The organism is Halobacillus sp. A1 (assembly GCF_024189295.1).
Taxonomy (GTDB): domain Bacteria; phylum Bacillota; class Bacilli; order Bacillales; family Halobacillaceae; genus Halobacillus_A.
The window spans coordinates 84,103-95,621 of sequence record NZ_JAIZEN010000010.1 but is presented as its reverse complement, the minus strand read 5'-3'; the positions used below and the strand labels follow the sequence as shown (position 1 = coordinate 95,621).

11 protein-coding genes are annotated in these 11,519 nt (G+C 42.9%); all 11 read right to left on the bottom strand.

Annotation, left to right across the window (positions count from 1 at the left end; translation table 11 throughout):
- Window positions 1-10: 10 nt before the first annotated feature.
- Window positions 11-307 carry a septation regulator SpoVG gene (gene spoVG / locus LF817_RS12220; RefSeq protein WP_253936106.1) on the bottom strand — a complete coding sequence of 99 codons (297 nt, stop codon included), beginning with the start codon at window positions 305-307 and terminating at the stop codon, window positions 11-13.
- A 186-nt stretch (window positions 308-493) separates the two neighbouring features.
- Window positions 494-1,315 carry a pur operon repressor gene (gene purR, locus LF817_RS12215; RefSeq protein ID WP_253936105.1) on the bottom strand — a complete coding sequence of 274 codons (822 nt, stop codon included), beginning with the start codon at window positions 1,313-1,315 and terminating at the stop codon, window positions 494-496.
- Between the two features lie 60 nt (window positions 1,316-1,375).
- Window positions 1,376-2,242 carry a 4-(cytidine 5'-diphospho)-2-C-methyl-D-erythritol kinase gene (gene ispE, locus LF817_RS12210; RefSeq protein ID WP_253936104.1) on the bottom strand — a complete coding sequence of 289 codons (867 nt, stop codon included), beginning with the start codon at window positions 2,240-2,242 and terminating at the stop codon, window positions 1,376-1,378.
- A 153-nt stretch (window positions 2,243-2,395) separates the two neighbouring features.
- Window positions 2,396-2,572, bottom strand: coding sequence for a small, acid-soluble spore protein, alpha/beta type (locus tag LF817_RS12205; RefSeq protein ID WP_253936103.1), 177 nt, complete (start codon window positions 2,570-2,572; stop codon window positions 2,396-2,398).
- Between the two features lie 159 nt (window positions 2,573-2,731).
- Window positions 2,732-2,992 (bottom strand): biofilm formation stimulator Veg, encoded by a 261-nt coding sequence (veg, locus tag LF817_RS12200; RefSeq protein ID WP_253936102.1) that lies wholly within the window; start codon window positions 2,990-2,992, stop codon window positions 2,732-2,734.
- A 195-nt stretch (window positions 2,993-3,187) separates the two neighbouring features.
- Complete coding sequence (gene yabG, locus LF817_RS12195) at window positions 3,188-4,066, bottom strand: sporulation peptidase YabG (protein ID WP_253936101.1); 879 nt, start codon at window positions 4,064-4,066, stop codon at window positions 3,188-3,190.
- A 669-nt stretch (window positions 4,067-4,735) separates the two neighbouring features.
- Entirely contained in the window at window positions 4,736-5,614 is an 879-nt protein-coding gene (rsmA, locus tag LF817_RS12190; protein WP_253936100.1) for a 16S rRNA (adenine(1518)-N(6)/adenine(1519)-N(6))-dimethyltransferase RsmA, read from the bottom strand.
- Window positions 5,604-6,167 carry a ribonuclease M5 gene (gene rnmV, locus LF817_RS12185; protein WP_253936099.1) on the bottom strand — a complete coding sequence of 188 codons (564 nt, stop codon included), beginning with the start codon at window positions 6,165-6,167 and terminating at the stop codon, window positions 5,604-5,606. The genes rsmA and rnmV overlap by 11 nt, the downstream gene beginning before the upstream one ends.
- A gap of 192 nt (window positions 6,168-6,359) precedes the next feature.
- Window positions 6,360-7,640, bottom strand: coding sequence for a G5 and 3D domain-containing protein (locus LF817_RS12175; protein WP_305882236.1), 1,281 nt, complete (start codon window positions 7,638-7,640; stop codon window positions 6,360-6,362).
- A 777-nt stretch (window positions 7,641-8,417) separates the two neighbouring features.
- Entirely contained in the window at window positions 8,418-9,188 is a 771-nt protein-coding gene (locus LF817_RS12170) for a TatD family hydrolase (RefSeq protein WP_253936098.1), read from the bottom strand.
- Between the two features lie 65 nt (window positions 9,189-9,253).
- Window positions 9,254-11,215 (bottom strand): methionine--tRNA ligase, encoded by a 1,962-nt coding sequence (metG, locus tag LF817_RS12165; protein ID WP_253936097.1) that lies wholly within the window; start codon window positions 11,213-11,215, stop codon window positions 9,254-9,256.
- Window positions 11,216-11,519 lie beyond the last annotated feature (304 nt).

Sequence of the window (11,519 nt, the reverse complement as noted above, 5' to 3'; positions counted from 1 at the left end):
AACGCACCTATTACGATGCTCCAGCTTCTTCGTATTCGACTTCTGATTCAGCTTCACCGACATTATGGTATTCTTCAAGAACAGCATCTTGAATCTTCCCACGCGTTCCCGAATTGATCGGGTGCGCGATGTCACGGAATTCCCCGTCAGGTGTCCGTTTGCTTGGCATGGCTACAAATAAACCATTATTGCCGTCAATCACCCTAATGTCATGGACAACAAACTCCTGATCCAAGGTAATAGAAGCAATTGCTCGCATTCTTCCTTCGGTATTTACGCGTCGCAGTCTTACGTCAGTTACTTCCATTAAGTTCACCACCTTTTCCCAAAAAGAACTTAATAAAACAATTCCACAAATTCCTAGAAATTCCTGCCTGTTTTCCAAAAAAAATAAAAAATCTATTTTTTTCTAATTTACCGTGACTTTATACATATAAAAACAAGACCACTACATTAGCTAGTAGAGGCCTTATTTGCCGTTCCTTTTATTCTTTTATGATAATCGATCTAGAAAGTTTCCAGGATGCACCTCAATTTTAGACTGGCGATCATCGACATTCATGATCTGCACCAGGGAAACATGATCGTCTACGATACGATCCTCTTCTTCATCTTCCGCTTCAGCTAACACTCCAATGCCGGCTAACTCGGCATTGAATTCCTTCAGCAGACTCTTCATTCCATTAATAGTCCCGCCTGCTTTCATGAAATCATCAATGATGCAAACTCTGGACCCTTCCGATAAGGAGCGTTTCGTCAGCACCATCGTTTGAATTTTCCTTGTAGAGCCGGATACGTAATTAATACTGACAGTGGATCCTTCTGTTACTTTAGGATCACGTCGGACGATGACAACAGGCACGTTTAAATAAGATGCCACTGCATAGGCAAGCGGTATACCTTTTGTGGCTACTGTCATCACAGCATCAATTTCCTTACCTGCAAACGATGAAGCTAACAGACGCCCGATGTTCCGGATCGTATCAGGTTCACCGAGGAGATCACTCATAAACAGGTAACCTCCAGGCAGAAGACGGTCAGGATCCTCTAAACGCCCACATAATTCTTTGACGAATTGTTCACTATACTCACGGGAAAAGGTAGGAATGTACTTCACACCGCCTGCAGCTCCAGATACCGTTTCTAAATAACCGATTCCTTCATGCCGGAACATTTTGTTGATGATCCCTAAATCTTCGCTTACAGAAGATTTAGCCGCTTCATATTTATCTGATAAAAAAGGCAGAGAAATTAATTCACGAGGCCGATCTAACACATAATGCGTCATGGCAACTAGTCGTTCACTTCTTTTCATGGAAAGACACCTCAAAATCCGAATATTACTAATAAATATATCAGATTTGTACGGATTTTATCAAGTGTTTTCTCGACTTCCCAGCATTCTGACGATATAGACCTCCGGACAAAAACCTTTCAAGCTGTTATATATTCGCTGTACCCGTCCGTCCTGAGCGACTAGCGCAAAAACCGTCGGCCCGCTTCCGCTCATGAGAACGGCATCAGCTCCTGCCTGCTGCATTTTTTCTTTAATTTGATTGACTTCAGGGTGGATTCTTGTAGTTACACCTTCCAGCGTATTACCTACTTGGGCACAAATCTTCTCAAAGCTTTGTTCTTTTAATGCCGCGATCATCGACTGTGTATCCGGATGCTCCGCCTGCTTAATGTTCAGCTTTTGATAGACCGTCTGAGTGGAAACGCCGATAGCAGGCTTAGCCAGCACTACCCAGCATGGAGGTGGAGCCGGCAATTCCAATATCTGCTCACCGCGTCCTTTAGCCAGAGCGGTTCCTCCATAGACACAAAAAGAAACATCCGAACCTATTTTTGCTCCCAGTTCAGCCAGTTCATCTAAGCTTGCTCCAATCTTCCAAAGCTTATTGACTCCTCGAAGTACAGCAGCGGCATCACTGCTCCCTCCAGCAAGGCCGGCAGCTACAGGAATGTTCTTCTCAATGAAGATTCTTACGCCTTTTTTAATTTTAAAATGGTCCTTCATTAGTTTCGCCGCGCGGTAAGCAAGATTCCGTTCATCATTCGGAACGAACCTGCTTTCTGACTCCACTTTAATTTTGTCGTACGGCAATAACTTCAATTCAATGCGGTCGGCAAGATCGACAGTAGTCATCACCATTTCCACCTCATGAAATCCATCATTGCGTTTATGTAAAACATCAAGAGACAAATTAATTTTGGCCGGTGCCTTCTCTAAAACAACCACATCTACACCTCCTTTCCTCATAATCCCTCCAAGCATTGTACCATAAAAAGCATGCATATGGAGAACTTATACAGACGGGAAAGCGGTCGTTTCAGTAACTTCAAACGAAAAATCCTCCCCGCATGGTAAATCATACGGGGAGGTACACCTTACTTATTGCCGGTCTTTGAGCATCTGCTCTTCAGCCATCTGGATTGCACGCTTAACCATGTTTCCAGCCTCACGGGTTGTAATACCGCCCCAGCCGTCTTTCTGCACTTTGTCGTAAAACCCAAGTTCTTTTGCGATTTCTTCTTTAAACGAATCGGACATGATACTTCTGCGCCCCATCGCCTTCAGCTCCTTTCGCCACCACTTAGCTACGACATGCTTAGTATGAAACAGAGAGCGCATTTCATTCCGGCAACTGCAGGAAGCTTTAGTAACTTTGACCAGCGGGGGAAGCGATAAATTTTATGTAAAATAAAAAAAGCAGCAACCCTAAGGGGTCTACTGCTCCATAGCCATTGTTGATAGGTCGTCGAAACTTAATTCGACTGTCTCTGTGAGTACATCTGCATAACTATATGATACACGTTCGAAAGCATTTTCTTCTTGGTCTAATTCAACAATAAAAACAGCTGGATATGTCTCAGCAAGCACACCTGAACGTTCAATGGTCTTACGGCGTCCGCCGTTTGCCTTTAATGTTAAACGTTTGCCAATCTGTCCCTCAAGGGATTGTTTGATTTCTACTAACGTTTTAGCCACTATACTCCACCTCACTAATGATTATAATATCATCATTCTCGGTCAAAGTCAAATAAAATATTTAATTATACCAGTAGGGCAAAATCAATGTCAATATAATAACTCATAGATTAGAGGTTATTTTAGATTTTTTACTTATTCGCATTTATCAGCAGACAAAACTTGATAAGCCCCTCTATAATCAACAATTAGACGCTAATTTTCGACATCCTCGGAGTATGGCATTCCGATTCTTAATAATCCTCGCGTCTGTAAACCGCCCAGCCCCTTTTCTCCACTGATCGTATTGCGGACAACATCCCATATATTAATATGGTCCATAAACGACGTATAAGCTATCCTGGCGGCCACGTAAACTGGATCGATGGCGTGGATGTTCACTCGTGCGGGTGAGCTTGCAAAGTTGGCTCCTGCCTTAATGAGGGACTCGAAATGAGACTGGCAGGCTCCGGCGAATATAACCAATTGGTCAAAATGAGGATAGTGCTGTCTTAAATTCCTTACAGCCTCAACAAAATAGCGCGAATGACGATAGGACTCTAGATCCTTGGTGGAACCTTTCGATTTCGAGTATGCATCATGTCCGGTCAGCACTACAATTTCAGGCTGAATTTTTTGAACGAGTGCCACCACTTCGAGCGGCATGTTTTTCTCTTGAATGTATTGTCCGTGCACCTGTAAACCTAACTGTTCATACAACTGGACGCATTTTTTCAAAAACAAAGGATCACCGTCAATATGGAGTATCCTCGGTGATATTTGAAAATAATTAGATTTCTCATCCGAATCCTGGTAACTGCCTCCAGCCTCTACCTCTCGTTTCTCTTTAAGCAGTCGGTAATCCTGGCGGAATAAGCGGTATGAACAAGCCTCTTGTTTATTTATATGTGTTTTTCTTTCAAGATATTCAGAACCGGACACTTTATTTAAATCTTCCAGAGGGGCATCCGCTTCAAGACGGACGTGTTCACCGATTAATTTTACCAAGGAGCCCTCTATAGATTTAACTCGGAATAAAACGTCATGATTATATGATGTTCTTGTAACTAAGTCTCCATGTGTTAACACTAGCATCCCACCTCACAACAAGCACTACAGTAGTCTATGTGGGAATTTCTCACCTGTTACTTGTGAAGAAGCTAAAAAAATCATTGGTTCGCTTATTTTTCGAATTTGAAAATGGAAATGTGGTTGAGTGGAGGGATATACTCAGGGAATAGTTGGTCTCCTTCAATAGACAGGAGGCGTTGAGCAAGAAGATGCGGATTATGTCTTGGTAGTTAGAGCTACGGGTAGACCATTAGTGGAAGACTCTGCTTCAATACCTTTTGGCTGTTCCGTCTACTTAATTGAGTGGAAGGTGGTTTTAGGAATGGGGTCGCTTTCCGCGGGAGGGCAGTGAGCTTCCTCAGGCTGCCGCCTTCCGGTAAACAAAATAAGTGCTATCTAACTCCAGTGTCAGTGGCTTTTACGTCTGTACGATAAGTCAACAACAAATCACTACGTTCTTTGTGTTCCCTTTACATCCGAGAGCTCCTTACAGTAAGATTTTCTACACGGAACCCAAGTTAAAAGTAAAAGTGGTTTCGAGATACTTATTAGATGGTGGGGGCGGAGGGAAACGGTGAGACTCCTGTGGGATCAGCGGGACAGGTGAGACCCCGGAAAGCGAACCGTTTCCTGCAGCCCCTAAGTTCACACGATATCTCGAAACTGAGGACCCTAGGATATCAACACAGAAATTTAATACAGCTTTTGATAAAAATGATGAGCGAGTGTGGCGAACTCCTGCATGGATAAAGATTCCCCTCTGCGCTTAGGGTCTATTTCTGCCGCTTCAAGCTTCGTTCGAATCTCTTCTTTTTCCAGCGAACCTTTAAAGTGACGGGCTAAGTTATTCATCAAGGTTTTTCTGCGCTGGCCGAACGTAGCCTGCACTAAATTAAAGAAAAATTCCTCATCATCGACTTGAACGGGCGGTTGTTTCCGCATTTCCAAATGAAGTACCGAAGAATCTACATTGGGCTGAGGCATAAAGACTGTCTTTGGAACATTCATGACGACAGCAGCCTCTGTATAATATTGAACGGCGATTGATAAAGAACCATAGCTCTTAGAATTAGGCTTGGCCGCCATACGTTCAGCCACTTCCTTCTGAATCATAACCGTAATGCTGTCCACTGGAAGGCGGTCCATCAACAGCTTCATCAATATTGGAGTCGTAATATAGTATGGAAGGTTGGCAACGACACGGATCGGCTGCCCTTCCTTAAAATGTTCAGCGATGACATTTTCCACATCAGCTTGTAAAATATCCTCATTGATAATGGTGACATTGCTGTAGTCCTGGAGAGTTTCATCCAATATCGGGACAAGACGCTGATCGATTTCAAATGCCACTACACGGTCGGCATGCTGGGCTAACTGCTCAGTCAAAGCGCCGATGCCCGGCCCGATTTCAATTGCGGCCGCTTCCTCATTAATCCCTGCATGTTCTATGATGTTTCTAAGTATATTGACATCAATCAAAAAGTTCTGACCTAAGCTTTTCTTAAAAGAAAATCCGTAGGTCTCTAGTATTTCCTTTGTTCGTTTCGGTGTAGCTACCGCTTTACTTTTCATTTTCTTCCTCCTGAACGATTTGGTCCATCGCTTCTTCTAACTGCTTTTGGGTGATTTGAAACATATTCAACCGCTTGAGCAGCTGTTTGCCGTTCGTTTTGCCTATTTTCAGAGCAAGTCCCAGCTTCTCTCTGCGCTGTTTGGCCATAGCCCCTCCTATCAGCCCGTAAGACAACAATTCTTCCTTTGTAATGCTGTTATATGTCGATTCGGTCAGCTCGTATACACTGGATAAAGCTTGTTTAATGTCCTCTAGAGAGGAGTGCTCCACACCAATCCCTTTATTTCTCTTGGCTCTTGCTGATTCTTTTGGCAGAAACGCATGTTTACAGCCAGGCACATGTTCAGTAACGATGTGCCTGATGCGCTCTCCTGGAGAATCCGGATCTGTAAAAATAATCACGCCGCGTTTTTGCTGGGCATGAGAAATGCGCTTCAATACTTCTTCATCAATAGCTGAGCCGTTCGTTTCGATCGTATCTGCATCGACGGCCTGCCGGATTCTCGCTGTATCATCTCGACCTTCAACTACAATCACTTCTTTAATTCTCACACGTCTTTCCTCCACTGATTGAATTCTTCCATAGCATACCACGACTTGAATAGGCGGGACAAAAGCCATTCGTCCTTTTCCCCTTAAACCTTTGCTTTGATTTTTCATGGAAACGAGATCGGTTTCGCAGTTTTCCATTGGAATATCATAAGATCTCATCAAAAAAGCAGAGGGGCTCCCCTCCGCTTTTCTTTAATCCAGTACTTTCACTTCCACAGTCTTATTTCCAAAACTGTACGCTTCACTTTTGGAAGGGACATGGACGTCGATTTTCTTTCCTTGTATCGCTCCACCGGTATCACCTGCGATAGCATTACCGTAGCCTTCAACCCACACTTCACTCCCAAGAGGAATGATGCTTGGGTCTACAGCGATGACTTTTTTGTTCGGGTCTGCTTTTAAATTGATTCCTGTAGCCGTTTTCCCAGAGCACCCTGCACAGTCAGCTGTATATGCCGTAGCTTTCATCTTCAGTGTTTCCCCGTTCTTCTTCTCCTGACTGCCTTTTGAGGCAGTCTTCGTTTTGGAAGAGGCTGAAGCTACACCTTTCGGCTCTGATTTGGAATCTTTCTTTTTGGAGTCTGCCACAGATCTTGAACTTTTCTCAGATGGCTTCTGTTTTGATCCAATTGCAATAATTCTATCTTCACTCTCTTTGATCACATCTTCATGAACGAGTTCACGCTTTATTTCTTCACCGTTTTCAATGATGATGTCATATTCTTTGACGACTTTCCCCTCTGTTCCAGAAGAAATCACTTTCTCTTCGCCTTCAGGTAAGGATGGGTCTTTTTCTGTGATGACGGAATAACCAAGGCTTTCTTCGACTTCTTCCGTAGTCTTCTCAAGGCGGGTGATCGAGATTTGTTCGCCTTGCTTCAAGGCTTGCTCTTTATCAAGATTAAGCTTGTCCATTTTATCTAACGTTATATTTTCTTCATTCAAAAAATCTTCTACAGTAGAAGCTGTGGTCCAAACGTCTTGAACATTGCCTCCATCATCCACGGTGATTTGCACCGCTTTTTGTATATGAATATCCATATTTGATTGAATCGTCTCTGAGGATTTATGAGAAACTTTATCTTGCTCTTTTACTTGAAGGTCCTGATCCTCAAAAAATTCACCAACTGTGTTTGCTGTCGTATAGAATCTCTTCGTATTATTTCCAATAGTTACGTTTAAAGCTTGTGCCTCTATGTATGCAACATCCATACCGAATTGAAGCGGATCCTCCAACTCATGGGACATTTCATCATATGGCTGCGGGCTGATCCCAAGTTCATTCAATAGTTCTCCAAAAGTACCGGCATGCGTACGAACCACTTGGGTCCCCTCATCACTTGTAACTTTTACAGAAGCCTTTGTTGCTTCATACGTGATAAACCCGAGAAAGGTAATAGAAACGATGGATGTTATGAAAGTCCACAAAATAACAGAGCTTAGCAATGTCCTCACATTATTTATTAGTTTCATAGTTCCATCTTCCTTCCCTAACCCCATGTTTTTCTAGTAATATGACAAATCGTTTTCAGCAAGTTTATTGAAATAAAGCCCGTCCGGGAGTCCCGTCAACGTCATAAGTGGAAGGCGTTTTTAGGAATGGGCTCGCTTTCCGTGGGGAGTGCAGTGAGCTTCCTCAGGCTAACGCCTTCCGGGATCTCACCAATCACTCTCTTCCCACAGGAGTCTCGCCCATTCCTAAAACCACCTAATATAAGCTTTAATGACGGGATTAAGAACCAAATAGATATAAGCTCTCGTTTACCAACATGATTACTGCCTTTTTGAGGAAGTGTTCCATTATCACTATTTGTATTAATGAATTTTTCAATAACTAGTTCTTATGATGGTTGATTTTCAAAGCCTGTAATCCTGAAATAGTAGTTTCCGTTCGCCCAGCCGTCGTAAGGAGCTCCGGGAAATTGCGAGACTCCTGTGGGATAAGAGTGCTTGGTGAGACCCCACAGAGCGGTAGCTCGAGGAGGCTCACCGCGCTCCCACGGAAAGCGAGTGATTTCCCGGAGCTCCGAGTGCTGCCAAACATAACGGAAACAGTCTGAGCCGAATATATAAAAACAAGCAACTTATATAATATGTATAGCCATTTAAAATAAAAAAAAGGAGCCAGCTTAACGTCAGCTGACTCTTCATATTATGCACTTTTACCTATACAATTAACATAACAAGGATGTTACAGTTCCTATACATATAGACAACATTTTTGTAACATTGGTGCTAAAGTCCTCCAATTTATGAAGGAATACGGAAAAACTTGAAAGCATTCTCAGTGGTTCGTTGGCTTACTTCTTCGTAAGTCAGTCCCTTTAATTCAGCTATTTGTTCAGCCACCAGCTTCACGTAAGCAGGCTCGTTACGCTTGCCACGGTTAGGGTGCGGCGCTAGAAACGGAGAATCCGTTTCTATAAGTAAATGCTCTAAATCAATGGCCTTCGCTACTTCTTTAGGAAGCTTTGCGTTCTTGAAAGTGACAGGACCCCCTAAGGAAATCATGAAATTCATATCCACACACTCTTTAGCCGTTTCTACAGGCCCACTATAACAGTGCATGATTCCTCCTACCTCAGCAGCATTTTCTTCTTTTAAAATCTCAACGATATCGTCCGTTGCTTCCCGATTATGAATGATAATCGGCATCTTCACTTTTTTAGCCAGGCGAATTTGTTGGCGGAACACTTCTTTCTGCACGTCTGCTGGAGACTTGTCCCAGTGGTAATCAAGCCCCATTTCGCCTATAGCCACAACTTTAGGATGAGAAGACAGCTCTTCGATCCACTGGAGATCTTCTTCTGTCATGTCGATGGCATCTACAGGGTGCCAGCCGACCGCTGCATACATGTGGTCATAATCTTCAGCTATTTGAATAGCCAGAGGGATGGTTTTACGGTCAAAGCCGACGACTGTCATATATTGAACACCCGCCTCGCGAGCGCGCGCGATCGTTTCTTCTCGGTCTTCGTTGAATTGATCAGCATTCAAATGTACGTGAGTATCAAATAACATGATGAGTCCTCCTTGTAATTAACGGAAAAGGGGAAAAGCCTCATTGTGCTTTTCCCCTTTATAATTTATTTAACTTTGGAACCATTCGCAAGGGTTTGATCAATGGAGGCCAGAGCCAGTTTGCCTTGGTCATCTTCACCAGCCAAAATCATGCCTTGAGACAGTTCGCCTTTTAATTTAACAGGCTTAAGATTTGTTACACAAATCACTTTCTTCCCGGTAAGTTCCTCTTCGCCATAGTGCTCAGCGATTCCCGAAACCACCTGCCGTTTCTCTTCTCCTAAGTCGAGCTGCAGCTTCAGCAGCTTGTCTGCTTTTTTCACTTTTTCAACCTTAGTGACTTCTGCTACTCGGAAATCGAGCTTCATAAAATCATCAATCGTGACTTCTTCCGGTTGATTGTTTTTCTCTTCCGGTTTCTTCTCAGGCGCTGGAGCTGGCTTTTTCATCATATCTTTAATGATCTGCACCTCTTCCTCTGCATCGAGACGAGGGAAGATAGGGTCATCCTTTTGTACAGTCGTTCCTTCAGGAAGACCTTTAAATTCTGAAATACTACTCCAGGATTTGTACTCATCTTCTTGAGAAACCCCTAACTGTTGAAAGATTTTCTCAGGAGTACCTGTTAAAAACGGCTGAAGCATAACAGCGGTATGACGCAGTGATTCAGTCAGGTGAGCCATTACGTTACCTAAACGTTCCTTCTTAGCTTCATCTTTTGCTAATACCCACGGCTGAGTTTCATCAATATACTTGTTCGTGCGGCTGATGAATTTCCATAAGTCTGCTAAGGCAACAGAAAACTCCATGTTTTCAAGCGCCTCTTCCACAGATGTTTTTGTTTCTGCAGCCAGCGTTTCCAACTGCTTATCAAATTCATCCTCTGAAAGAGTCAGCCTAGGTATCTCTCCACCAAAATACTTGCTCACCATGGCGACCGTTCGATTCAGAAGGTTGCCTAAGTCATTCGCAAGGTCGTAGTTTGTCCGCTCCACGAAAGCTTCTGGCGTGAACACTCCATCAGAACCGAATGGGACTTCTCTTAGCAAGTAATAACGAAGTGCATCTAATCCGTAGCGATCACTTAATTGTACAGGATCCACTACGTTTCCTTTGGACTTGGACATTTTCCCGTCTTTCATCAAAATCCATCCATGCGCGAATACTTTTTTCGGCAGAGGCAGATCCAGGGCCATCAGCATGATCGGCCAATAAATCGTGTGGAAACGCACAATTTCCTTCCCGACGAGGTGAACATCCGCCGGCCAATATTTTTGATACAGTTCATCGTTTTCACTGTCGAAGCCTAAAGCTGAAATGTAATTACTAAGCGCATCGATCCATACATAAACGACATGTTTTTCATTAGATGGAACTTTTACTCCCCAATCAAATGTCGTTCTTGAAACTGCTAAGTCTTCAAGGCCCGGTTTGATAAAATTATTGATCATTTCATTTTTACGGCTTTCCGGCTGGATAAACGTTGGATTGTTTTCGTAAAATTCAAGAAGCTGATCTACATACTTGCTCATTTTAAAGAAGTAAGATTCTTCTTTCACTTTTTCAACGTCGCCACCGCAGTCCGGACAATGTCCGTCATCAAGCTGACGTTCGGTAAAGAATGATTCACACGGAGTGCAGTACCATCCCTCATATTCATCAAGGTAAATGTCACCTTTTTTTAATAGATAGTCGAATATTTTAGCGACGACTTTCTTGTGACGATCCTGGGTAGTACGAATGAAATCATCATAAGAGATATCAAGCTTATCCCATAAATCATTAATTCCAGACACAATGTCATCCACATACGCTTGAGGAGTGACGCCTGCATCCTCTGCCTTACGCTGAATCTTCTGTCCGTGCTCGTCCGTTCCGGTCAGATACATGACATCGTATCCTTGGAGACGCTTATATCGCGCCATCGCATCTCCTGCTACTGTGGTATAAGCATGTCCTATGTGCAAATTACCGCTTGGGTAATAAATGGGTGTACTAATGTAAAAGGTCTTTTTCTCTTCCGACATCATGTGCCCTCCTTGATTTCAACATTCATACAGAGTATTGTACCATTCTTTTTCTTTAATTTCTTTATAACCATTTCTAACTCTAAAATATACCGAATACTTCACTGAAATGTCAAAAAAATCATATAATCTTGACGCTGAAATTGTTTATCGGTAAGGTATAATCTGGTAAAATTCAATAGTATAACACGTTGGATAATTGAACCAATTTTGGAATGACGAATTTTGTCGAAGATTGTTCTTAAAAGTGGAAGGTCAGTCATAACCACTTCTATATACCCATATAGGTATAATGAATTTTTGT